22 protein-coding genes are annotated in these 24,228 nt (G+C 60.9%); 11 read left to right on the top strand and 11 right to left on the bottom strand.

From position 1 onward, the window contains the following. Positions 1-207: 207 nt before the first annotated feature. From HNQ83_RS25905 to HNQ83_RS25885, 5 genes are all read right to left on the bottom strand, one after another. The gene (locus HNQ83_RS25905) at positions 208-588 is read right to left on the bottom strand and encodes a RidA family protein (protein ID WP_175391594.1); all 381 of its coding nucleotides are present in this window, start codon (positions 586-588) and stop codon (positions 208-210) included. 61 nt (positions 589-649) lie between these two features. Next, entirely contained in the window at positions 650-1,771 is a 1,122-nt protein-coding gene (locus HNQ83_RS25900; protein ID WP_175391593.1) for an agmatine/peptidylarginine deiminase, read from the bottom strand. Between the two features lie 167 nt (positions 1,772-1,938). Continuing rightward, on the bottom strand, positions 1,939-3,042 hold the full coding sequence (locus HNQ83_RS25895) for an extracellular solute-binding protein (RefSeq protein ID WP_175391592.1): 1,104 nt from the start codon (positions 3,040-3,042) through the stop codon (positions 1,939-1,941). Between the two features lies 1 nt (position 3,043). Next, positions 3,044-3,952 carry an N-carbamoylputrescine amidase gene (gene aguB, locus HNQ83_RS25890; RefSeq protein ID WP_175391591.1) on the bottom strand — a complete coding sequence of 303 codons (909 nt, stop codon included), beginning with the start codon at positions 3,950-3,952 and terminating at the stop codon, positions 3,044-3,046. Between the two features lie 4 nt (positions 3,953-3,956). Next, on the bottom strand, positions 3,957-5,009 hold the full coding sequence (locus tag HNQ83_RS25885) for an agmatine/peptidylarginine deiminase (protein ID WP_175391590.1): 1,053 nt from the start codon (positions 5,007-5,009) through the stop codon (positions 3,957-3,959). A 136-nt stretch (positions 5,010-5,145) separates the two neighbouring features. Here HNQ83_RS25885 and HNQ83_RS25880 point away from each other — a divergent pair, with 136 nt between their 5' ends. The 6 genes from HNQ83_RS25880 to HNQ83_RS25855 all read left to right on the top strand — a co-directional run bounded on the left by HNQ83_RS25880 (position 5,146) and on the right by HNQ83_RS25855 (position 10,611). Further along, positions 5,146-6,000 (top strand): LysR substrate-binding domain-containing protein, encoded by an 855-nt coding sequence (locus HNQ83_RS25880; protein ID WP_175391589.1) that lies wholly within the window; start codon positions 5,146-5,148, stop codon positions 5,998-6,000. A gap of 96 nt (positions 6,001-6,096) precedes the next feature. Further along, the gene (locus HNQ83_RS25875; RefSeq protein ID WP_175391588.1) at positions 6,097-6,552 is read left to right on the top strand and encodes a glycine zipper 2TM domain-containing protein; all 456 of its coding nucleotides are present in this window, start codon (positions 6,097-6,099) and stop codon (positions 6,550-6,552) included. 209 nt (positions 6,553-6,761) lie between these two features. Next, the gene (locus HNQ83_RS25870; protein ID WP_256669223.1) at positions 6,762-6,998 is read left to right on the top strand and encodes a hypothetical protein; all 237 of its coding nucleotides are present in this window, start codon (positions 6,762-6,764) and stop codon (positions 6,996-6,998) included. Between the two features lie 363 nt (positions 6,999-7,361). Next, a complete protein-coding gene (locus HNQ83_RS25865; RefSeq protein ID WP_175391587.1) occupies positions 7,362-8,894 on the top strand; it encodes a multicopper oxidase family protein in 1,533 nt (510 codons plus the stop codon). Between the two features lie 10 nt (positions 8,895-8,904). After that, positions 8,905-10,041 carry a hypothetical protein gene (locus tag HNQ83_RS25860; protein ID WP_175391585.1) on the top strand — a complete coding sequence of 379 codons (1,137 nt, stop codon included), beginning with the start codon at positions 8,905-8,907 and terminating at the stop codon, positions 10,039-10,041. Between the two features lie 3 nt (positions 10,042-10,044). Beyond that, positions 10,045-10,611, top strand: coding sequence for an SCO family protein (locus HNQ83_RS25855; protein WP_175391584.1), 567 nt, complete (start codon positions 10,045-10,047; stop codon positions 10,609-10,611). A 277-nt stretch (positions 10,612-10,888) separates the two neighbouring features. On the opposite strand, the gene HNQ83_RS25850 is transcribed toward HNQ83_RS25855, so the two are convergent. Beyond that, entirely contained in the window at positions 10,889-11,824 is a 936-nt protein-coding gene (locus tag HNQ83_RS25850; protein ID WP_175391583.1) for a Ppx/GppA family phosphatase, read from the bottom strand. 253 nt (positions 11,825-12,077) lie between these two features. Here HNQ83_RS25850 and HNQ83_RS25845 point away from each other — a divergent pair, with 253 nt between their 5' ends. Continuing rightward, a complete protein-coding gene (locus tag HNQ83_RS25845; RefSeq protein WP_175391582.1) occupies positions 12,078-12,971 on the top strand; it encodes a LysR family transcriptional regulator in 894 nt (297 codons plus the stop codon). On the opposite strand, the gene HNQ83_RS25840 is transcribed toward HNQ83_RS25845, so the two are convergent. The 4 genes from HNQ83_RS25840 to HNQ83_RS25825 all read right to left on the bottom strand — a co-directional run bounded on the left by HNQ83_RS25840 (position 12,959) and on the right by HNQ83_RS25825 (position 17,478). Continuing rightward, the gene (locus HNQ83_RS25840) at positions 12,959-14,134 is read right to left on the bottom strand and encodes a carboxymuconolactone decarboxylase family protein (protein ID WP_175391581.1); all 1,176 of its coding nucleotides are present in this window, start codon (positions 14,132-14,134) and stop codon (positions 12,959-12,961) included. The two genes, HNQ83_RS25845 and HNQ83_RS25840, sit on opposite strands and share 13 nt — an antisense overlap. Before the next feature lie 18 nt (positions 14,135-14,152). Further along, positions 14,153-15,208 carry an alpha/beta hydrolase gene (locus HNQ83_RS25835; protein WP_175391580.1) on the bottom strand — a complete coding sequence of 352 codons (1,056 nt, stop codon included), beginning with the start codon at positions 15,206-15,208 and terminating at the stop codon, positions 14,153-14,155. A gap of 60 nt (positions 15,209-15,268) precedes the next feature. Continuing rightward, positions 15,269-16,363, bottom strand: a complete 1,095-nt coding sequence (locus tag HNQ83_RS25830) for an alpha/beta fold hydrolase (protein ID WP_175391579.1) — start codon at positions 16,361-16,363, stop codon at positions 15,269-15,271. A 116-nt stretch (positions 16,364-16,479) separates the two neighbouring features. Then, positions 16,480-17,478: a bile acid:sodium symporter family protein gene (locus HNQ83_RS25825; protein ID WP_175391578.1), complete on the bottom strand. Its 999-nt coding sequence runs from the start codon at positions 17,476-17,478 to the stop codon at positions 16,480-16,482. Between the two features lie 416 nt (positions 17,479-17,894). On the opposite strand from HNQ83_RS25825, the gene HNQ83_RS25820 reads away from it, so the two are divergent. From HNQ83_RS25820 to HNQ83_RS25810, 3 genes are all read left to right on the top strand, one after another. Further along, positions 17,895-18,956 carry an alpha/beta fold hydrolase gene (locus HNQ83_RS25820; RefSeq protein WP_175391577.1) on the top strand — a complete coding sequence of 354 codons (1,062 nt, stop codon included), beginning with the start codon at positions 17,895-17,897 and terminating at the stop codon, positions 18,954-18,956. Positions 18,957-19,246: 290 nt separating this feature from the next. Then, entirely contained in the window at positions 19,247-20,653 is a 1,407-nt protein-coding gene (locus HNQ83_RS25815; protein WP_175391576.1) for an aldehyde dehydrogenase family protein, read from the top strand. Positions 20,654-20,890: 237 nt separating this feature from the next. Beyond that, positions 20,891-21,922 carry an NAD(P)-dependent alcohol dehydrogenase gene (locus HNQ83_RS25810; protein WP_175391575.1) on the top strand — a complete coding sequence of 344 codons (1,032 nt, stop codon included), beginning with the start codon at positions 20,891-20,893 and terminating at the stop codon, positions 21,920-21,922. Between the two features lie 136 nt (positions 21,923-22,058). Here HNQ83_RS25810 and HNQ83_RS25805 read toward each other — a convergent pair whose 3' ends face one another. Further along, positions 22,059-22,919 (bottom strand): hypothetical protein, encoded by an 861-nt coding sequence (locus HNQ83_RS25805; RefSeq protein ID WP_175391574.1) that lies wholly within the window; start codon positions 22,917-22,919, stop codon positions 22,059-22,061. Between the two features lie 484 nt (positions 22,920-23,403). Here HNQ83_RS25805 and HNQ83_RS25800 point away from each other — a divergent pair, with 484 nt between their 5' ends. Then, complete coding sequence (locus HNQ83_RS25800; RefSeq protein ID WP_256669228.1) at positions 23,404-24,222, top strand: alpha/beta fold hydrolase; 819 nt, start codon at positions 23,404-23,406, stop codon at positions 24,220-24,222. Positions 24,223-24,228 lie beyond the last annotated feature (6 nt).

Raw genomic sequence — 24,228 nt, 5'->3', positions numbered from 1 at the left:
CCATTTATGGTGGATGAGCTGGCCTCTTCGCGAGCAGGCTCGCTCCCACGGGGGGATGGGTATGCACCCGGATTTCATAGGCGACTAACAACTACTGTGGGAGCGAGCCTGCTCGAGAAGGCGGCGGGTCAGTCACCATTGATGTTGAATGAGCTGGCCTCTTCGCGAGCAGGCTCGCTCCCACAGGGTTATGCAGGTGTACGTGGATCAGGCCTTGGCCGCCATGGCGACGACTTCCACTTTCATGCCTTCCACTGCCAAAGCAGCGACGCCAACGGCGGCGCGCACGGGCCACGGCTTGGCGAAATAACGCTTGTAGACCTCGTTGAACGCGGCGCGGTCGGCCATGTCCGTGAGGTAGATGGTCAGGTGCATGACGCGGTCCATGGAACTGCCGGCGCGCTCCAACGCGAGCTTGAGCGCTTGCAGGGTGCATTCGCTTTGCAGGGTGATGTCGCCCAGTTCAAGGCTGCCGTCGGTGCGGGTCGGGATCTGGGTGGACATCAGGATGCCGTTGAACGCGGCGACGTCGGAGGAAATGGAGTCCTGGTCGAGATCGGGCGTGAAGATGATGTCTTGGTTGGCCATGGGGCACTCTTGTTTGAGGGGGTAAAGGGGCGCAGTTTACCAGACGCCCCCGCGACCTTCGCTAGACCAGCGGCTGGTGACTGGTCACGCAGTGGATTCCACCGCCACCGGCCGCAATCGCATCGATGTTGAGCTGCACCACTTCACGGTCCGGGTACAGTTGCGACAGCAGATCAAAGGCCTTGCGATCAGCCGCCTTGTCGCCAAATTCAGGGGCAATGATCGCCCCGTTGATTACGAAATAATTGATGTAGCCGGCGGCAAAATCCGGATTGTCGCGGTTGAACTTGCTTTGGCGCGGCTTGAGCGGAGGTGACACGGTGTGCACCTCCAATTTGCGGCCATCGGCATCGGTGGCGTTTTTGAGAATCTCCAGGTGCGCGTGGGTGACCTGGTTGTCATAGGACTCGGGGTCGCTGTCGAGGTTGGCGATCACCACGCCGGGCTTGACGAAACGGGCATAGAAATCGACGTGAGCGTCGGTGATGTCCTTGCCCTTGATACCCGGCAGCCAGATGATTTTGCGCAAGCCCAGACGGAACTTGAGCTCCTCCTCGACCTCGGCCTTGCTCCAGTCGGGGTTGCGATTGGCATTGATCCAGCTGCTTTCGGTCATGATGCCCGTGCCGTGGCCGTCCACTTCGATGCCACCGCCCTCGCCCACCAGCTCGCTGCGTTGGTAACGAGCCTCTTCGCGACGGGCCACCAGACCGACCACCTTCGCATCCTTGCTGTGCCGCTGCTTGTTGCCCCAGCCGTTGAAATTGAAATCCACGGCGCCGAGTTCGCCTTTGCCGTCGACCACAAAAGTGGCGCCGATATCACGCATCCAGATGTCGTCGAGTTCGGTAACGACGTAGGTGACGTTGGCGGTACCGCAATGTTCTTCGGCCAGGTCACGCTCGCTTTCGCGACAGAACACGGTGACCGGCTCAAAGCCGGCGATGGCCCGCGCGATCCGGCCGAGGGCCGCTTGGACGTCTGGGGTGAAGTCCTCCCAAATGGCGTCCTGTGCGCCGAAGGCGATGAAGGCCTGTTCGTGCTTGTCACCTTCATCCGGCATGTACCAGCGGCCTTCGCTGGCCGCCAGCGCGGATAACGGGCTGAGGCCAAGCCCCATGAAAGCGGTTCCCGCACCGGCGATGACCGATGCCTGTTTGATGAATTCGCGACGCGTGGACATGCAATTGTTCCTGAAAATGAATAAAGCCCCGGCCTACATCACTGCCCCTGTGGGAGCGAGCCTGCTCGCGAATGCGGTGTGTCAGTCGCCATCAACATTGAATGACACTCCGCTTTCGCGAGCAGGCTCGCTCCCACAGGGTTATGCAGGTGTATGTGACACTGACATCACTGGCCGGTGGCAGTCTTGAACTTGGTCCAGGTGCGCATGCGTGCCCGCATGTCGGCCTGGGGAATGTCCTTGCCCGGGATCAAACGAGCATAGGTGGCTTCATCGATGTAGATGTCCGGGTTATCTCGCATCGTCGCATCGACGCTCGGCCGTGCCTTGGCATTGGAGGTCGGGTAACCGGTGAAGTTACTGATGGCGGCCATGTTCTGCGGGCGCATGACGAAGTTGATGAACGCATAGGCGTACTCCGGATGCCTGGCATCGACCGGGATCGCCATGGTGTCCATCCACACCGTGGTGCCCTCGCGGGGAATGCGGTACTGGAACGAAGTCTTCTTGCCGGCGGCATCCGAGGTGCGTTGCGCCTGGGTCATGTCACCGCTGTAGCCGAGGGACAGGCACAGGTTGCCGTTCACCAGGTCGGTCACCGGTTGCGACTGGAACTTGCGGATGTACGGCCGCAACCCCGCCAGCAGTTCACCCGCGGCTTTCAGGTCTTCAGGCTTGGCGCTGCGCGGTTCGCGACCGAGGTAGTTGAGCACCACCGCCAGCACTTCGTCCGGCGAGTCGATCATTGAAATACCGCAATCGGCAAACTTCGCCGCCCATTCAGGCTTGAACAACATGTCCAGGCTATTGACCGGGGCATCGGGCACGCGCTGGCGGATCTGCTCTTCGTTATAGGTCACGCCGATGGTGCCCCAGGTGTACGGGACGGTGGCCTGGCTCGAATGCTCGTATTGCCTGCGCAGCTTTTGCAGGCCGGGTTCGATGTCGGCCAGCTCCGTGAGTTTCGAGCGGTCCAGCGGCTGCAGGCTGCCGGCGCGCACCAGGCGCTCGGCCACGGTGTCGCCGGGGAAGATCAGGTCGTAGCCGCTGCCACCGGCCAGCATCTTGGCCTCCAGCGTCTCGCTGCCCTCCATGACGTCGTAGATCACCTTGATCCCGGTTTCGGCGGTGAAGCGGCTCAGGGTGTCCTCGGCAAAATAGTCGGCCCAGTTGTACAGCCGCAGGGTTTTCTCTTCGGCGTGCAACGCCGGCATCGCACCGCTGATGGCCAATCCCAGGACAGCGGGCAACAGTCGATTGAACGTACGCATGTCAGACCCCTTGAGTGTTCCAGCGTGCATTGATCTGCCGACCGTCCTGGCTCAACAGCGCCCCGTACATTTCCGGACGACGATCGCGATAGATGCCCCAGCTCAGGCGCTCTTCGCGCATGGCGGCCAGGTCGAGGCTGTGCACCAGCACACCGGTGCTGTCGCGGTCGGCCTCGGCGAGCAATTTGCCCTTGTGGTTACAGATGAACGACGAACCGTAGAAGCTCATCTGCAAGGTCGGATCAAGGGTCGCCGCTTCCCGGCCGACGCGATTGGAGGCCACCACCGGCAGGATGTTGGCGGCCGCGTGACCGCGCATGGTCATTTGCCAGTGATCACGGGAGTCCAGGCTGGCGCAGCCGGGCTCGGAGCCGATGGCCGTGGGGAACAAAAGCACTTCGGCGCCCATCAAGGCCAGGCAGCGTGCCGTTTCGGGGAACCACTGATCCCAGCAGATGCCCACGCCGATGCGCCCGAACGCGGTGTCCCAGACGCGGAAACCGGTGTCGCCGGGGCTGAAGTATTCCTTCTCCTGATAGCCGATGGCGTTGGGGATATGGGTCTTGCGATACACCCCCAGCAAACGCCCGTCGGCATCGGCCACGCACAGGGAATTGAAGTACGCATTGCCGGCCTTCTCGAACCAGCTCAGCGGCAACACCACCCCCAATTCCCGAGCCAGCGCGGCGAAGCGCTGGAGCACCGGACTGTCGCGAAACTCCTGAGCCAGCGCCAGGTGTTGATGGCTTTGCTCGATACAGAAATACGGCGTGGCGAACAGCTCCTGCAACAGGATCACCTGCGCCCCTTTGGCCGCCGCCTCACGCACCAAGTGTTCGGCCTGATCGAGGTTGTGTTGCAAGTCCCAGGTGCAGGGCATCTGGGTCACAGCGATGGTCAACACGGTCATGGCATCAACCCTCCACCGGCCAGGCTGGCTGTTGCTGGGTGATGCAATGCACCCCGCCACCACCATGGGCCAGATTGTTGATGCGCACCGGCACCACTTCGCGTCCCGGGAACGCCCGGGCCAATACGTCGGCCGCCGCGTGGTCGGCCGCAATGCCATAGGCCGGCATGATGATTGCGTCGTTGACGATGTAGAAGTTGGTGTAGGACGCGCAGAACACTTCAGCCTCAGGGTCGACGGCATCGCTGGCTTCATACAGTTCGATCAGTTCGAACTTGCGCCCCTTGGCATCAGTTGCCAGTTCCAGGGCTCGACGGTTTTCCCGGGCCACTTCGGCATACACCGATTGCTGGTCGTGGGTAGCGTCCACCAGCAACACGCCGGGACGAGCGAAGGCGCACACGCCATCGACATGGCCGTCGGTCATGTCGCCGGTGACGTAATCCGGATCGCCCGGCAGCCAGATGGTTTTTTTCACGCCCAACAGACGGGCAAAGATCTCCTCCATCTCGGCCTTGGTCATGTCCGGGTTGCGATTGGGGTTGAGCAGCACCGACTCGGTGGTGATCAGCGTGCCTTCGCCGTCGACATGAATGGCTCCGCCTTCGTTGCTCAAATGCGTGCCAAAGCACGGCAAGCCCAGGTGATTGAGGGCGCGGCGCGCCAGGCCTTCGTCCAGATCATGGGCCGACTTGCCGCCCCAGGCATTGAAGCGCCAGCTCACCCCAGCCAGGCCTTGCTGCGGATGGCAGACAAAACTCGGGCCGGAATCGCGGCACCAGCTGTCGTTCACCGGCATCTCGATCAGTTCAATGTTCGGTCCACACAAGGCTTTGGCGCTGGCCACCGCCGACGGGTCGACGACCATTTTCACCGGTTCGAAACGGGCAATGGCGTTGGCCACGCCGGCGAAATCCTGCTGGACCTGAGCCAAGGTCACGCGCCAGCCCGATTCCCACAGTGCCTGGTTGTGCGGCCAGACCATCCAGGTCGCGGCGTGGCGGACCCACTCCGCAGGCATCATCCAACCGGTATTTAGATTTTCATTCTGCTGCATGGTAAAAAGCCCTTTCAGTTAAGCCATTGTGTTCAACAAAAACTGCGCTGTTGGTCATGGCCTGCATGCTACGGCTGTAAAAACGGGCGAACAAACGATGGATTTTGCAGAAAAGTGATTAGAGGAACTTATCAATATGCTGAAGCACTGGCCGCCGCTGAGCACCCTTCGCGGCTTTGAAGCCGCCGCCCGATTGGGCAGTTTCCACAAGGCTGCCGCCGAACTGCACCTCACCCAATCGGCCATCAGCCAGCAGATCCGCAGCCTGGAGGCGTACCTTGAACAACCGCTGTTTTTTCGCAGCGGACGCAGCGTCAGCCTGACGGATGCCGGCCATGACCTGCTCAGCACCACGCAGGCCATGCTGCAACAGTTGTCCGTGGGCATCCGCCGCCTCGGGCAGTACCAGAAGCCCAACCAGCTGGTGCTCAACACCACCCCGGCGTTCGCCCGCCATTGGCTGTTGCCGCGGCTGGGGGATTTTCGCCGTCAGCATCCCGACGTAGATCTGTGGATTTTCAGCACCGATGAAGTCCCGGACATGGCCACCCAGACCATCGACATCGCCGTGCGCGATGACATCAGCTCCCAGGCCGAGTGCAGCTTCAAGGTGTTGTATGCAGACCGCCTCTATCCGGCCTGTCACCCGAGTCTGTTGGCGCAGCCACAAGCACCGCGCACCACCCTGCACGGCGAACGGGAAATGGACTGGAGTCATTGGGCGGTGGAGGCCGACATCGATGTCGGCCAGCAGGATCAGGGGCTGAACTTCTCCGATCCCGGCCTGCTGTTGGACGCCGCGTGTGCGGGGCTGGGGATCGCGCTGGTCAGCCAGTTGCTGAGTCGACAGGCTCGTGCCACCGGCCTATTGCAACCCCTGGTGGAGCAAACCATTCGCGGGCCGAACTGGGCGCTGCTGACCCATCGAGACAGTGAGAACAACGCCCGCAGTTTCAGTGAGTGGCTGATCAGAAACCTGGAAGCCACTTGAGCCAAACATGAATTCAAACGCCCGTACCCGTTTTTCTCGTCTAGCGTGATGGAATGCATTTTCATGATCCAACCCACTACCTGATGGAGTTCGACGATGAAAACTATCGCTTCCTGGCTGACGATTTCACTGTTGAGTGTGGTGCTCTGCGCCTGCGTCGCGTACGACGCCGGGAGTGGCGGCGCAGGTGAAATGGAGATTCGCTCGGGGAAAATCGAGCAGATTACACAGACGCAAATGCAGACCAACCATGACAGCGGGGTCGGGGCGATATTGGGCGGTATTGGCGGTGTCGCCCTCGGCAGCCTGATCGGACGTGGCACCGGCCGGGATGTCGCGATGGTCGCCGGCGCCCTTGCGGGTGCGGCCGGTGGCAACTACGCGGAAAAGAAACAATATGATCAGCCCAAGGACGCACAGCAGATCATCGTGCGGACCAACAGCGGCGTGCTGGTTTCGGTGACTCAACCGTCCAATCCGTCACTGACCAGAGGCATGAGCGTTTATGTCGAGGGTGCCGGTAGCGAGGCACGGGTGGTACCCAAAAACTAGTCACGCACCCCTCGCAGACGAGCCATGCGGCGCAGCATGGCTCTCACCTCTCCCCGCAAATGCCGTCGTAATGCGCTCTGTGTAAGGAATGCGCAGGGCCAGTCGCACAGCACAGTTGAACGAGCGACCAACGGGTTGGCGATACCTGACCTTTGCACCTATTTTTTCCTCTCTGATGCAAAACATTATCAAAAACAGGGGGGCATCCAATGAGAATGCTCAAAGCCATTTTTGTTGCGGCCATGTTAGTCGCGGGCCTGATGTCTCACATGGGTATTGCGAATGCCGAAGGGGATATTGCCAAAGACGTCCGCGATGGTGTTCGTGATGTGGACAAAGACATTGATCGCGACGGCAAAGACATCGATAAGGAAGCCAAGAAACTGGATAAGGAACGGCATAAGGAAGATAAGCATCTGGATAAGGAAGAGAAGAAAGATCTTTGATGTTCCCGCGACGGTGCACATATCCGCTATGTAACGAAGAACATGCAGGAGCGAGCTTGCTCGCGAAAAACCCACATACAACGCGATCATTCAGATTGGGCGCGTTATCGTTGACGTCCATCGCGAGCAAGCTTGCCCCTACAAAAACGGTGCTGTGTTTCATACCTGAGAAACATGCAGTTCATCGCTTTAGATGATGTACTGGATCCAAAAAACTGGCGCACCGAAACACCTGTTCTACACTGCGAAAAGTTGCACGCAATACGACTCAATTCCAATTGCGCGGTGTCTTCTGATCACCTTCGGCAACGTCCAGGCGAACTACCTGCGTAGTTCCTCGCCACGCCAACGAAGGTCGCGATCATGCCCAGAGCTTTCAGCGTCCGCCCCTTTGCACTCTGCGCGAGTGTCGTTACTTTTGCGTTGACCGGTTGTGCGATGCTGCCTTCCGCCGAACCCGCCTCTCAGCCGCTGCGCCAGAATCCTGAATTCACCTACGATGCCAGCGGCGTGACCCATGCCACGCTGACGGCGGCCGAGCAGCAGGTGAACGTTGGCAATGAGCGATACGTGTCCCTGGTGTTCAACGGCGATTACGATTCGCCGCTGATTCGAACCCGTCCCGGCGGAACCATGGCCATCCGCCTGGACAATCGCATGGACGAGATCACCAACCTGCATTTCCACGGCATGCAGGTGTCGCCTCTGGATCAGGGGGACAATATTTTCCGCGTCACCCAGCCCCATCAGGTGGGCGAATACAACGTCAAGCTGCCGCTCGGTCACAGCCCCGGCGCCTATTGGTATCACAGTCATTTCCACGGTGGCTCCCAGCGCCAGGTATCGGCCGGGATTGCCGGACCGATCCTGGTCGACGGCATGCTCGACCCGTTCCCGGAACTCAAGGGTATCAAGGAGCAGGTACTGGTCCTGCGAAACTTTCAGAAAACCCTGACCGGCAAAGTCGCCAGCGAGATCATCACCAGCGCGCCGTCGATTCGCACGATCAACGGCCAGGAAGTGCCCATCATCGACATCAAGCCGGGAGAAACCCAGCTCTGGCACTTCATCAACATCGCCGCCAACCAGTACTTCCGGATTCGTATCGAGGGCCAGTCGATGCAGGTGTTGTCCCGCGACGGCAACTCCGTGACCCGCCGGGTCGATACGGATCAGGTGCTGATCGGCCCGTCGGCGCGCTTCAGCGTGCTGGTCGTCGGGCCACCCGCCGGCTCCTACGTCGTCGAAACCGGCTCCGGCAATACCGGGCCGGCGGGTGACGACTACCCGGCGGCCAAACTGGCTGTCCTGCGCTCCAGTGGCGCGCAGGTCGCCACCCGACAGATCACCAGCGCCTATCCGCCCGCCGAGGATTTCAGCAAGATCGCGGTGAACAAGACTCGCCAGTTCGCCTTTCAGGACTCGGACACCGACCCCAATGCGTTCCTGATCAATGGCACCCGCTTCGAGCTGGACCGGGTCAATACCACGGTCAAATTGGGTGACGTGGAAGAATGGCGACTGTTCAACCCGTCCCAGGAATTGCACCAGTTTCATATCCACCAGGTGGATTTCCAGGTCACCGAGATCAACGGCAAACCGGTGCAGTTCAGCGGCTACCGGGACAATGTGTTCATCCCCGCCACGGGCTCGATCACCGTGCGCATTCCGTTTCGCGACCCGGTGATCCTCGGCAAGTTCGTCTACCACTGCCACATCCTCGAACACGAGGACGGCGGCATGATGCAGGCGATCCAGGTGGTCAAGCCCGAGGACTACGAGCAGGCGGTCAAGCTCGAGCCCCTGGGCGGCCTATACGGTGAAAACAACCAGTTGTGCTCCTACCTGCGCAACACCGGACAGGACCCGAAAGCGTCCGGCCCGCTGATCAAGTGAGGGAGGAGCCATGAGCAATTATCGCTTGGCTGTGTTGTTGCTGGGCTCGGTGTACGGTGTCGAGACAACGCTGGCCGATGACGGGCAATACCCCAACGTCGGCATGGACTACGACGCGACCTTCCAATATGACCACGTGCATGCCGACCTGCCCCAGGGCGGTAATCGCAACAGCACGGACGCCTACCCGGACATCAACACCACGTTCTACTTTCGCTTCACCCACGATCAGCAGATCCAGTTGTCCACCGAGATCAATCCCATCGCCGGGCCCGAGCCGGGGCAAAAACGTTTTTTCGAAGACGTGGGGCTGGTGATCAACGACCTCAACTACTACCAGAACAATGCCAACTCGGCGTTCTCGGTCGGCAAGTTCCACGTACCGTTCGGACGTGCGCAGGATCAGGCGCCCGGCCTCTACACCAATGATTACGTCAGCACCTACGACCTCGACGGCATGCTCGGCGGCACCGTGGCGTACCGGTTTTTCGACCAGAAGCTGGGCATGATCGAGCCCAACCTGAGCCTGTACACCGCGGACAATTCATTTCTCGGTCGCCCCTACCTGCGCCATGGCGAAAAACTGCAGCGCAGCGACGGCGGTCCCTCCAATACCGGCAAGCTCGACTCCTGGGCGCTGACAGTGAACTGGATTGCGATTCCGGCGGTGCCTTATCTGGAAATGCAGGCCGGCTACATGTTCAACAAAAAGGCCGAGGACCAGACGCAACCCGATCCGCCTGGCGAAGACGACGAAACCATCAAGATCGCTTCCGCCCGCTACATCTGGGCCTATGAACCGAGCACCGACCTTGAGCCGACGCTGGAGGGCCGTTACTTCGATATCGTGCCCTTCCTCGAATTCGCCGATGTCGACAATGAAGACGGCATCAAGGGCAACGACACCCGCTACCTCACCACCTCGCTGACGTTCGATTTCGGTGACTGGTCCTTCGGCGCGACCCGCACCGACAAGCATCGCGAATCGACGGGGGGCGCGGATCGCCAGGATTACCTGAACGAACTGAGCGTGACCTATAACATCACCGGTCAGATCAAGCTCGGGCTGTCCGCCGGCACCCAGAAAGAAGACGGGCAAATGTCCGAACTGGTCGGCCTGGCGCTGACCTATTCAGGAGGTTATTGAGCGATGAAGTGGCTAATGGCGCTGCTGTTGACGGCCATGGCCGCAAGCACGATGGCCGCGACCCGTACCGATATCGGCGGGCCGTTCCAGTTGACCAATCAGAATGGCCAGCGGGTGACCGAGCGCAGTTTCGGCGCGCCCGCGTTGTTGTACTTCGGCTTCATGACCTGCCCGGCCATTTGCCCCACGGACCTGGCAAAAATGGCCCGCATCAGTCGGCAATTGCAACAACAGCAAGGCATCACCGTGCGACCGATCTTCGTGACCATCGACCCGGAACGGGACACGCCGAAAAAGCTCAAGGCGTATGTGAACTACTTCGCCAGCGACTTCGTCGGCCTGACCGGCTCGGCGCAAGAGATCGCCCGCGTTACCGATGCCTATCACGTGTACTACAAGAAAGTGCCCACCGGGGATCAACCGGGGCAGTACATGATGGACCACTCGACCATCCTGTTTCTGCTCGACAGCCAGGGCCGCTACCTCAAGCATTTCGGACGCGGACTGGATGAAAAGGAGATCGAGAAACAGGTGGTTGCCGCGCTGGCGGATGCCGCGACCGAGCGCTGAAATCAAGCCTTGAACACAATCCCCTGTGGGAGCGAGCCTGCTCGCGAAGACGGCACCACATTCAACATCATTGTTGACCGACACGACGCTTTCGCGAGCAGGCTCGCTCCCACACTGCTCATCTGTCGAACCCAAAATCCCTGCGCGCACCCCGCCCCCCCCCCTGTGGGAGCGAGCCTGCTCGCGAAAGCGCTGGATCATTCAACATTGATATCGACTGACACGACGCCTTCGCGAGCAGGCTCGCTCCCACAGTGTTTTGCGTTTTTGATGAGATTCAGTGCCGGGACATCAGCCCATGCAGGACACCGAACCGCAAACCCGGCTCCGAAGGCGTCATGTGGGAAATCCCGAAGACCTTGAACGCCGCGAGCATCAGCACCAGACCGCCCGGCAGGATGCTCAGGCGATGGGGTTGCAGTCCCGCCAACCGCAGCTTTTTGACATGCCCGACTTCCAGCAGCCGCAGTGACAAACGCAACAGACCGCTGTAGGTGATGCCGCTTTGACCAAGGTCATTCAAGCCGTTGGCATTGAGTATTTTGGCGAGCATGCGCGCCGTGCCTGAAGACCCAATGGTCTGCTGCCAGCCCTGGGCCCGATAACGACGCGCCACCTTTTCGAACTCAAGCATGGCGACGCGCTCGGCTTCGAGCAGCGCGTGGGCGGTAATGCCGCCGCCCGCAAAGTAGCGCGCACCAGAGGTACCGCTGCCCAGGGCAATACTTTCGGTCACCAGGGGTCGGGCGCCGCGCCCGAGAATCAACTCGGTGGAGCCGCCACCAATATCCACCACCAGCCGCATGCGCTCTGAACCGGGAAGCGTATGGGCGACCCCGGCGTAGACCAGATGGGCTTCTTCCTGGCCGGAAATGACATCAATGCGAAACCCCAGGTGGCGTTCCGCACTGGCCAGGAACAGTTGGGCATTGTCCGCTTCGCGCACGGCGCTGGTGGCGACCGCCCGCACGCGTCCGGCGTCGAAACCGCGCAGTTTCTTGCCGAAGCGCGCCAACGCCTGCCATCCCCGATCCAGCGCCAATTCGTCCAGTGCCCCGCCTTGAAACCCCTCGGCCAAACGAACAGGCTCACGCAGGGTCTTCACTTCCTGAATCATGAACTGTCGGTTGCGCTTGACCGATTGGCCAATCATCAGGCGAAACGCATTGGAGCCCAGGTCAATGGCCGCAAACAAGGAGGCGTCACCTTTCATGGCAGGGATTCCTGGCAGGTTCATCAGCCCGCGAACGGCGTTGCACCGGTCGCTCAGGGTGGTTTGCGACGATCCTGCCATGGGGTGCGTGACATCACGATGACAGGCGGGTGAATTTCGTCATCACCGGTACGTCACCCTTTTGTCACACCCACGCACTTGGCGGAGTGATTTTTTGCGTGATGGTTTTAGCAGAGGCTTGCACATGGCTTTATCGGCATAATCGTCACTGGTTCATACCAGGATCGAATAAATGAGCGCTGAAAGTTACGACCAACTCGCGATCTTCGCCGCCGTGGCACAGGAGCGCAGCTTCACTCGCGCGGCTGCCAGACTTGGCATGTCGCAACCCGCCTTGAGCCGGGCCATGCGTCAGCTGGAAGAGCGGTTGGGCGTCAGGTTGCTTTCGCGCACAACCCGCAGTGTATCCGCCACTGAAGCGGGCGAACATCTGCTGCGGGTGATTGCTCCCAGGTTCGAGGAGATCGATACCGAACTGGCCTTGCTCAGCGAATTCCGGGACAAGCCCGCGGGCAAACTGCGCATCACCGCCGGCGAGCACTCCGCGATCACGATCCTGCAACCGGTGCTCGATAAGCTGCTGCCGGACAACCCCGATCTCAGCATCGAAATCATCGTCGACTACGGGCTGACCGATATCGTGGCCGAAGGCTTCGACGCCGGCGTCCGTTTGGGTGAGCAGGTCGCCAAGGACATGATCGCCATGCGCATCGGCCCTGACATGCGAATGGCGGTGGTCGGGTCGCCGGCGTATTTCTCCCGGTACTCAAAGCCAGACGTTCCGGGTGATCTGATGCAGCACAACTGCATCACCCTGCGCATGCCCACCTACGGCGGGCTCTTCCTCTGGGAATTCGAGAAAAACGGGCAAGAGCTGAACGTGCGCGTCGAAGGCCAATTGGTGTTCAACAACATTGCCATGCGCCTGGAGGCCGCTCTCAAGGGATTGGGGCTGGCCTATATGCCGGAAGATCTGGTGCAGGAACATGTGGCCCAGGGCCGGTTGATTCGCGTATTGGAGGATTGGTGCGAACCGTTCTCTGGCTACCACCTCTACTATCCGAGCCGGCGCCAGAGTTCACCGGCCTTCACCCTGTTGCGCGAAGCCCTGCGTTATCTGGATTGATTCGCCTGGGCGGCCTCCAGTGCCTCGCCGGCACGCCTGGCCGCATCGGCATTGTCTTGATCCGCCAGCAACCGAACCAGTTGCCGCAATTGCGCAGGGCTCAGGCCGACCCTCAGGCTGGCGGCCATGTGCGAGCGCAGTTGCGATTCCACGCCGGGCGTGACGGCCAGCGCGGCAACCGTGGCCAATTCACGGCTTTGCCAGTCAAGGTTATCGCGCTCGAAAATGTCGCCGAACAAATGCGCTTGCAGGTACTGATTGATGACGGGGACGAAATCGAACAGCGGCCCCTGCACTGGCGCGCCGGCAATGCGGGTCTGGTTGGCCTTGCCCACCGCCAGCAGTTCGCCGCCGGTGGGAATGACGCGACCGGGTTCGCGTCCCGGCTCATCCTGAATACCGTTTTGCTGGCGCGCTTGCACCACTTTCATCAATTCGCCGAGCGCGTTGAGGCTGCGTGGAAAACCACTGTAGGCGTAAAGCTGCACCAGTATTTCCTTGGCCTGGCTGACCGTCAGGCCCGCATCCAACCCCCGGTTCAAGGCTGCGTTGAGTCCCGGCATGTCGCTGGTGGCCATGCTGGCGGCAATCAATGGAATGGCCTGCTGCCTGGCGGACAGCACTTCGGACACGGGATGCTCGGCTGGCATTGAAGGCGGCGTCACGGCATTGCGGGCGTTGTATTGATCATCGCTGACTTTTTCCAGCCATTGGACGCTCTTGCCTTCCTGAACGCCGGTCACGGCCAGGTGAGTCATGGCGCTCGTCGGTGCGGCACCGTGCCAATGCTTGACGCCCGGTGGACAGACGATCACGTCTCCCGGACGGATTTCCTGCACAGGCTTGCCCCACTCCTGGGTCAGCCCCGTACCGGAAACCACCACTAGCCGCTGGCCGGCGGGATGGGTGTGCCAGGCCGAACGCGCACCCGGTTCAAAGGTGACATAGGCGCCCGATGCATTGACTTCGTTCGTGGCGGGAAACAAGGGATCGACCCGCACCTGCCCGGTGAAATAATCAGCAGGCCCGGCTGCCGAAGCCTGGGAGCCTGCACGGCTGACCTGCTGGGCGACGCGGGATTCACTGGCCCCCGCGTCAACCCCGGCGGCGCTGGCGAAAGGCGCCGCGGCGCACACGGCGATACCCAATAGGGTGTTTTTCATGATGTCGGTTCCTTCGTGTCAGAGCGTTCTGGCGTAAAACGCGTTCAACTGGCCAACGGCGACGTCCACATACTCAGGCACCCAGTAAGTTTCGATATGAGTCGCGCCATCGATCAGGAACAGTTTCTTGTCCCGGGTACCTGTGGCCTTGGCAAAGGCCTGCTCCGACATGTACAGGCTGTCGGCCTTGCTGCCCGCGATCATCAGCAATGGCTTGTCGATCAGTTCGATCTGGTCCGTAGCATCGAAGCTCATCAGGTCCAGGAGGCTGCTCAAGGTGTATCTGAACGTGGAATTGGGATGTGCATGGGTCTTGCCGTAGTACTCGAAACCTTGTCGATACAGATCAAATGGCAGCTTGGCAATTTGCTCATCCGTCAGCTTCGCATCCCCGGTATAGAGAATCTCCCCGCCAGCCGCCTCCTGGGCACGGGCCGCCGACGCTTGCTCCAGGCGTTGCTGGATCGTGGCCACTTGTGAATCCCGGTAGCCATTGCGTCGCACCAGCCCGGAGTTGAACATGCTCAGGGTGGCGATGGACTTGAAGCGCTTGTCGGTTTGCGCCGCCTTCAATGAGTAACCGCCACCGCCGCAAATACCGAGCAATCCCAGGCGCGAACGGTCGACGCCCGGATAGCCGGCGATAAAATCCGCCATGCCATGGATGTCTTCGATGCGGTGCGCAGGTTTGTCGACGTTGCGCGGCTGCCCGCCACTGGCACCTTGATACGCGGCATCGGCAGTGATCGTGATGTAGCCCTGATCGGCCAGGCGCTGGGCATACAGGCCGGCGACCTGCTCCTTTACTCCGCCATTGGGGTGGGCCACGACGACCACCGGGTACTGCTTGGCCGAGTCAAAATTGGCGGGGGTGTAGACGTTGGCGGAAATATCCAGGCCGTCGAGCTTGTACGTCACGGGATGAATGTTGACCTTGCCCGGCTCGTTGCGGGTGATCGCGCCACCGTAGGTCAATGTGAATGGGTTCTGCCTGTAATCCTCGGCCTCCACTTCGGCTCCCGACATTCCGATCATGGCGGCCAGCAAAGTGGCCTTCAACGTGGTTCGCGTCATATGAGTTTTCCTGCCCATTTCTGTTTCCAAGGTGCACGACAACCATGGCCGTGCTCGTGATCAATCCAGATTTTTTTCCGCGAGAAAGGTCGAAACCAGATCCGCGATCTCGATGTTGTTCATGTCCGAAAACGGGAAGTGGCTATTGCCCTTGATCCCGATCTCCGGCAAGTGGACCAGCCTGACGTCACCGCCATGGCGATTGACCGCATCGCGCCACAGTCGCGCCATCTCCAGCCGGGCACGCCAGCTGTCCTGTGCCGGTAGCCGAACGGGTTTATCGGGGATGTTGTCGCCGTAGAATATGAGGATAGGGATGCGGGTCAGTGCTTCGAACTGCGCCTTCGATACGGCCTGCGCCGAGAGCGTGTCGAATGCGCTGGGAATCGGCGCGGGAACCTCGCCTTCCGGGAACACGAAGCTGCTGCCAGGCTCGAACGCGACGATAGCCCGCACATTGCGGTTCTTGATCGCCGTCAGCCAACCGGGTCCACCCCCTTGCGAATGGGTGAACACAATGGCCGGGCCGGTCTTGTCCAGCAACGCCGACACGCCATCGGATACGACCTCGATGTCAAATGGACCGGTGTTTGGCGTCATCGAACGCAAGAATTGCTCAAGCGCCTGCGGCCCATGGGGAAACTGGCTGCCCTCGAAGGTCGAGGGCCACAGGCCGATGCGGAACTGGTTGAACCACAGTTGCTCATCCGGCACCGGCTTGACCGTCGCCTCCACCAGACTGCGTCCTGCATCGCCACGGCGTGGCTGGTCGATCAGATACGTGGAGAAGCCGCGCCGCAGGAAAATGTTCTGGAACCCTTCCCTGCCATCGGCCGTGGTTTCCCAGGATTTCGCCGATTGCCCTGCGCCATGCCACATGACGATGGGCAGCGGACGGGCGTCAACCGGAACCTGGTAGAACGCATACACGTGGTCGCCGTGATAGCTCTGGCCATCAGGGTGCAAAGGATCATAGGGGTCAAAGGTACCCGGTTGAGTGATCAGCCCACCGCCGGCGAGCAGGCTTCCCTGATCCTTGATGATCAGCGGAGCCCGCTCGCTGGCACTGACGATCGCACAGGTACCGAGTGCGAAACAGAGGGTGCTCATCCTGGCCGCTGCAGGGATGCACTTGCGCAGAAGGTGCTGGGGCATGGGTTGCTCTCGATCTCAAATCGTAGAGTGGCAACTTACCCTTCAAGCATTAATTGATAAACGGCACTAATTGGATAGCACAAATACCAGATTTGCATAAATTGAAGGCATAGCGATTAAGGATCGACCTGCCCCATCAACTCGGCCACCGATTCCTGGCGATTTGCATAGCGCTGCGCCAGCACCGCACAGACCATCAACTGAATCTGATGAAACAGCATCAGCGGCAGGATCAACACGCCGATGGTGCTGCCGGCGAACAGCACCTGGGCCATCGGCACGCCGGTGGCCAGGCTTTTCTTCGAACCGCAGAACAGGATGGTGATGCGGTCTTCCTGGTTGAAGCCGAAGAGTTTGCCCAGCACGGTGGAGGCGACCAGTACCAGCCCCAGCACCACGCAGCAGGCGACCACCAGACCCGCCAGGTCCCACAGCGGAATCTGGTGCCAGATGCCTTCGTTCACCGCTTCGCTGAAAGCCCCATAGACCACCAGCAGAATCGAACCCTGATCCACGAACTTCAGCCAGTTCTTGTTACGTCCCACCCAGGCACCGATCCAGCGCCGCGCGATTTGCCCGGCAATGAACGGCAGCAGCAACTGCACGCTGATCTTGAGGATGGCATCCAGGGTCGAGCCGCCGTCGCCGTGCACATTCAAGAGGATCGTCACCAATAGCGGGGTGAGGAAAATCCCGAACAGGCTGGAGGCCGCCGCACTGCAAATCGCCGCCGGAATGTTGCCCCGGGCCAGAGACGTGAACGCAATCGCCGACTGCACCGTGGCGGGCAACGCGCAGAGGTAGAGCATGCCCATGTACAGGTCGGCGCCGATCATCGGTGACAGCACCGGCTTGAGCGCCAACCCGAGTAGCGGGAACAGCACGAAGGTCAGGCTGAACACCAGCAGGTGCAGGCGCCAGTGACCGGCACCGGCGATGATCGATTCACGGGAGAGTTTGGCACCATGCAGGAAAAACAGCAGCGCAATGGCGATGTTGGTCAGCCAGCCAAAGCCCACCGCCACTTGCCCGCTGGCGGGCAGCAAACTGGCGAGAAGCACCACGCCGATCAGGGTCAGGGTGAAGTTGTCGGGTAAGAAACGAGGGCGCGTCATCGGGATCATCCGGGTTTGCCAGGAATGTGGCCTCGACTCTAACGCGCCTTGGGATTGCCGGCTAACGCTAGTAAGTCAGTAGATGTCGCCTAACGGACAAACCCGTCATTCCCTGTAGGAGCGAGCGCTGCTCGCGATGGAGGTCAACGATAACGCGGGGAACCAGACAGTCAGCGTCGTCCATGCGTCCATCGCGAGCAGGGCTCGCTCCTACAGGCCGTGTATCGAAATGTATCTACACGCCAACCCGATACATAACGCTTCACCCACCCGCCTTTCTGAAACAGCCCAGATACCTCACCGCGCTTAACTGTGAACCACGGTTTGAGGCAGTCCTCGCGAACGACAGGCTATACCTGTCGTAGCCATTTCCCTCGCCGCTCGCCTGCCCCATCATTTGAAAGGAGATCTGCCCCATGAACGTGCATGCATTGAAAAGCAATAACGGCAAAAACCGTCGCCTGGTTGGCGCTTCTGTTCTCGCTTTCACACTGATGCAGTTGGGTGCACTGGGCGTTGCCAACGCGCAGGCCAGCGACGCCGCGCCTGCCGCCGTCACCACCCCTGCCGCCGCCGACACCCCGTTCGGCGCGCTGAAACACATCAACGCCGGTTTGCTGAATGTGGCGTACGCTGAAACCGGCCCGGCCGATGGCCCGGTGGTGATCCTGCTGCACGGCTGGCCTTACGACATTCACAGCTACGATGAGGTCGCCCCGTTGCTCGCAGCGAAGGGCTATCGGGTGCTGATGCCTTATGCACGGGGTTATGGCGATACGCATTTCCTGTCCGATAAAACCTTACGCAACGGCCAACCTGCCGCCCTGGCCAGCGATGTCATCGACTTCATGGACGCCTTGAAAATCAAACAGGCCGTGCTCGGTGGCTACGACTGGGGCGCGCGCTCAGCGGGTATCGTCTCGGCGCTGTGGCCTGAGCGGGTCAAGGCGTTGGTCTCGGTCAGCGGCTATCTGATCGGCAACCAGGCTGCCGGCAAGAACCCGCTGCCGCCCAAGGCTGAATTGCAGTGGTGGTACCAGTTCTACTTCGCCACCGATCGTGGTCGTGCAGGCTACGAAAAAAACACCCACGATTTTGCCAAATTGATCTGGCAGCTCGCTTCGCCGCAATGGGCGTTCGATGACGCCACGTTCAATCGCAGCGCAGTGGCCCTGGACAACCCGGATCACGTCGACATCACGGTCTTCAACTACCGCTGGCGCCTGGGCATGGTTCAGGGCGAAACGAAATACGACGCGCTGGAGCAGAAACTGGCCAAGGCGCCGCCCATCAGCGTACCGACCATCACGATGGAAGGTGACGCCAACGGCGCACCGCACCCGAAAGCCGAGGACTACCGCCAGCGTTTCACCGGCAAGTATGAGTACCGGTTGATCACCGGTGGCATCGGCCACAACCTGCCACAAGAAGATCCGCAAGCCTTTGCCAAGGCCATCATTGACGCCGATAACCTTTAAGGTCACGGCGCTCGTCGCTCCCGGCGTCGTCACTGGCGACTCCGGGAGGTCTTCTCGAAAAATGAACATAAGCTTCTGAATTATTCAGTTTTCGAAACACCCACCCGGGACTACCTTGACGCCCAGCCTGGCAAGCACTTCGGCAGATCGCAAGATCGCCGCCTGCGACAGCTCCTACAATTTCCGTGTGCAAACCCGATCCCGTAGGAGCTGCCGCAGGCGGCGATCTTTTGATTCCCCAAGGCTCGCTGAAACGGCAATTCGTCCATGCAAGATTCGAGGCAAGTCCCATGTCTGAACCCACCCTGGCTGTGCACTCCCCTTTCGATGGCAGCGTCGTCGGCCAAGTAGCGACCTCCACCGAGGCCGATATCGAGCTGGCGTTGACGGTCGCCGACGGCCTCTTCCGCGACCGCAGCCAGTGGTTGTCCAAGCCGCGTCGCATTGAAATCCTGCACCGCGCCGCCGAGCTGATCGGTGAGCGCAAGGTCGAGATTGCCACTCAAGCGGCCAGTGAAGGCGGCAAGCCGCTGAAGGATTCGATCGCCGAAGTCGAGCGCGGTATCGATGGCATCCTCAACAGCATCGAGGTGTTGCGCTCCGAGGGCGGCCACGTGATCCCCATGGGTCTGAACGCCGCTTCGGCGAACCGCGTGGCGTTCACCCAATTCGAGCCGATCGGCGTGGTCGCGGCCGTCTCCGCGTTCAACCACCCGTTCAACCTGATCGTGCATCAGGTGATACCGGCCATCGCCGTCGGCGCACCGGTGATCATCAAACCGGCCACCAACACCCCGCTCAGTTGCCAGGTGCTGGTCGATATCCTGACCGAGGCCGGCCTGCCCCGGGGGTGGGCGCAAATGGTGCTGCCGACCGATAACGCCATCACCGGCAAACTGGTGTCCGACCCACGGGTGGGTTTCTTCAGTTTCATCGGCTCGGCGGCGGTGGGCTGGATGTTGCGTTCCACGCTGGCACCGGGCACCCGCTGCGCGCTGGAACACGGTGGCGCGGCACCGGTGATGCTGGCAGCGGACGCCGACCTTGAAGACGCACTGCCGCGCATCGCTCGCGGTGGTTTCTTCCACGCCGGCCAGGTCTGTGTGAGCGCGCAACGGATTTTCTGCCACAGCAGCATCGCCGAGCAGGTCGCCGAACGCCTGGGCCAGTTGGGCGATGCCATGGTGGTCGGTGATCCGACGGATCCGCGTACCGATGTCGGCCCACTGATCACTGAGCGGGAAATGAACCGCGTGGGCCAGTGGGTGAATGAAGCCGTCGCCAGTGGCGCCCGCCTCATCTCGGGTGGCCGCACCTTGGGCAACAACTGCTATGCGCCAACCGTACTGCTGAATCCGGCCATCAATTCGAACGTGATGCAAAAGGAAGTCTTCGGCCCGGTGGTGGCGGTCTACGCCTACGATGACCTGGCAGAGGCGATCCAGCTGGCCAACGCCCTGCCCTACGCTTTCCAGGCCGCGGTATTCACACGGGACCTGGACACCGCCATGCAGTGCTACCAGGACCTGAACGCCACGGCAGTGATGGTCAACGAAAGCACCACCTTCCGCGTCGACTGGATGCCGTTCGCCGGGGCGAGCCTGTCCGGGCATGGCGTGGGCGGGATTCCTCATACCATGAAGGAGATGCAGGTCGAGAAGATGATGGTCTGGCGCTCGCGGGCGGTGCGCGGCTAAACAGCCCCACCGCAATACCTGTGGGAGCGAGCCTGCTCGCGAAAGCGGTCGTTCATTCAACATTGATGTCGACTGACACGACGCCTTCGCGAGCAGGCTCGCTCCCACAGGGAAGGGGTGCGTCTGGAAAGGGTTTCGAGAACATGGCGCCGGGAAAGAGACCCGCTACACTTTTCTGGCTCCGCCGCCACCGCACAGGGGCGGCCAAACCCTCGTCTCCTGATCTGGAGTGCCCCCATGAGCGACAGCAGCGAACTCACGACATTCACCGGTTGGGCCGCGACGGCGGCCGGTGCTCCGCTGGAGCGCTACAGCTACGACCCCGGTCCTTTAGGTGATGAGGAAGTGGAAGTCGCCGTGGAGTACTGCGGCGTCTGCCATTCCGACCAGTCATTGATCGATAACGAATGGGGCATCAGCCAATACCCTTTCGTTCCGGGACATGAGGTCGTGGGTCGCATTGTGCGAATGGGCACGCAGGTCCGTGGCCTCGAAACGGGGCAACGGGTGGGCATCGGTTGGTACAAGGGCAGTTGCATGCATTGCGCCTCGTGCATCGAAGGCTCCCACAACCTCTGCACGTCGGCCCAACCGACCATCATCGGCAGCAACGGCGGCTTCGCCGACCGCCTGCGTTCGCACTGGGCCTGGGCCCTGCCGATTCCGAAAGACCTCGACCCGGCCCTGGCCGGCCCCCTGTTCTGCGCCGGTTCCACGGTGTTCAACCCGCTGGTGCAGTTCAACGTCAAACCCACTGACCGGGTCGGGGTCGTGGGCATCGGCGGCCTGGGTCACCTGGCACTGCGCTTTCTCAACGCCTGGGGCTGTGAGGTCACCGCCTTCACCTCGTCCTTGAGCAAGCAGGACGAAGCCAAACGCCTGGGCGCACACACTGTGGTCGCCTCCACCGACAGCCACGGGCTGAAATCCATTGCCGGCACCCTGGATTTTCTGTTGGTGACCGCCAACGCCAACCTCGACTGGGCCGCCCTGCTCGCCACGCTTCGCGGCAAGGGTCGCCTGCACTTTGTCGGCATCGTGCCCGATGCGATTCCCGTGCACGTGTTCAACCTGCTGCCCCAGCAAAAAACCCTGTCGGCCTCACCGGTCGGCTCGCCTGCCGTGACGGCGAAAATGCTCGAGTTCTGTGCCCGTCACCAGATCCTGCCGCAGGTCGAGCAGTTTCCGATGAGCCGGGTCAACGACGCCATCGAGCATCTGCGCAGCGGCAAGGCGCGTTATCGCGTGGTGCTGGATGCCAGCAAGTAACCAACTGGAATGCCGGTTTGCATGACCTGTAGGAGCGAGCTCGCTCGCGAAAAACGTCCGGACAACGCGGTCATTCAGGCAGCACGCGATATCGTTGACGTCCATCGCGAGCAAGCTCGCTCCTACACGAACTGCTTCATTTGGCTGACTGAACAACCGCCTGAAGTCTGTTCAGCAACTCACCGGACTTGTCTGCGTCCGCTTCCTGCCTGTCGAACCAACTGGTGCCGCTCTGCAGGATTTCGGCAAGGATCGGGAAGTACAGTTGTTTTTTCTTCGCCAGTTCCACCGGATCGGCAGCGGTCGCCTGGTCCAGTGCGGTCTGGATGGTCGCGCGTTGGGTCAACCATTGCGGCGTGGATTTTTCTTCGGGGCTCATGTTGTCCAGGAAGTTCAGCGCAGCCTTGGCGCGACCGACCGGATCATTGGCGAACGGGTCTTTCCAGTTCTTCTTCTGATCTTCCGGGCCGACATAGTAGCCCGTGGCGAGTTGCGCCTGCTGGCGCATCAGGTCTTGTGCCGAGGCTTGTTCTTCCTTGGTGAACTGGCCGCCTTCATTGGTGGAAATGGCGTACAGCGAACGGCGATCCAGATCGCCCATCAGCGCATTGCGATCCTGAACGCTGTTGTCGTACGGCTTGCCGCTGTCTTTCATCAGCGCATATTTTTCATCCATGCGCTTGCGGGCATCGAGGGCGACGTCGGCAAAGGTTTTGTCCTTCGAACTGGAAATCGCGCCTGGTTTGGCGACCCCCAGGATCAGCGCGTCGGCGTTCATCCCCGGGCGCACCGGAAAATACGGCGCGTTGCTGGCAATGGCGTCACTGTAATCGGTGGCCGTGCTGGAAAAACTCACCGAGTCATCATTTTGCGTTTTGCCTGCCGACTGATCGCTGTTCGCGACATTGCCCTGGGCATCCGTCACCCGGGAGTTGGCGGCGGAGGAAAAGGCGGCAATCAGTGCGCTGGATGACGACGATGATGAGTTGACGTTCATGGATCTTCCTTGTTGTGAGGCTCGGCGGCTGGCAAGCCGCTGGCTAATCTACTGACGTTGGGCTCGTAAATAAACCATCCTCGTGACGCCTTTGTGTCGCGCGGTTCATTGCGCCTGTGGGAGCGAGCCTGCTCGCGAAAGCGTCAGGTCAGTCGACATCGGCGTTGGCTGACCCACCGCGTTCGCGAGCAGGCTCACTCCCACAAGGGATCTGTGTCCCGCGCCTATACCAAAGCGTTAATGGCAAACACCCATGTCTGGTGGTCAGTCACCCTCTTTGTCCATAAATTCCCCGGCATCTCCTGAACTCTAGAGGGTGCTGAAAATGACTGACGAGACAAGCGGAACCTCCCGGCGCGGCCTGATAACCACCGGCGCCATGGCCGCTGCCTTGGTGGTGGCGGTCCCTGCGCTTGCAGGGCAACAGGTTCCGGCTGCCGCCACCGCGAACGGCAAGACCAACGGCAAAGGCAAAGGCTCGGGAATGATCACCGTCAAGGACGGCACGAAAATCTTCTACAAGGATTGGGGCACCGGCCAGCCGATCGTGTTCCACCATGGCTGGCCGCTGTCCAGCGACGACTGGGATACGCAGATGCTGTTTTTCCTCGGCAAGGGCTTCCGCGTCATTGCCCATGATCGTCGTGGCCACGGCCGCTCGACCCAGACCGATACCGGCAACGAAATGGACACCTACGCCGCCGACGTTGCCGAGTTGATGGCGTACCTCGACATCCGTAACGCCGTGCACATCGGCCACTCCACCGGTGGCGGCGAAGTGGCGCGCTATGTGGCGCGTCATGGCCGTGGTCGCGTGGCCAAGGCCGCACTGATCGGCGCGGTGCCGCCAATCATGCTGCGCACCGCGAACAATCCGGGTGGCCTGCCTCTGGAGGTCTTCGATGGTCTGCGCAAAGCCTTGGCTGACAATCGCGCCCAGTTTTACCGTGACTTCCCCACCGGCCCGTTCTACGGCTTCAATCGCACGAATGCCAAGGTGTCCGAAGGGGTCATCGACAACTGGTGGCGCCAGGGCATGAACGGCGGGATCAAGGCGCAGTACGACTGCATCAAAGCCTTCTCGGAAACCGACTTCACCGATGACCTGAAGCAGATCGACGTGCCGACCCTGGTGCTGCACGGCGAAGACGATCAGATCGTACCCATCGCCGATTCGGCCCACCTGGCGATCAAGCTGCTCAAACATGGAACGCTGAAAACCTACCCGGGCCTGCCCCACGGCATGTGCACCACCCATGCCGAGGTCATCAACCGCGACCTTCTGGCATTCATCAAGGGCTGACCTTGA

Source organism: Pseudomonas sp. C2B4 (genome assembly GCF_013359695.1).
Classification (GTDB): domain Bacteria; phylum Pseudomonadota; class Gammaproteobacteria; order Pseudomonadales; family Pseudomonadaceae; genus Aquipseudomonas.
Note: the sequence above shows the minus strand (reverse complement) of the source record. Positions and strands in the feature narration are given on the sequence as shown.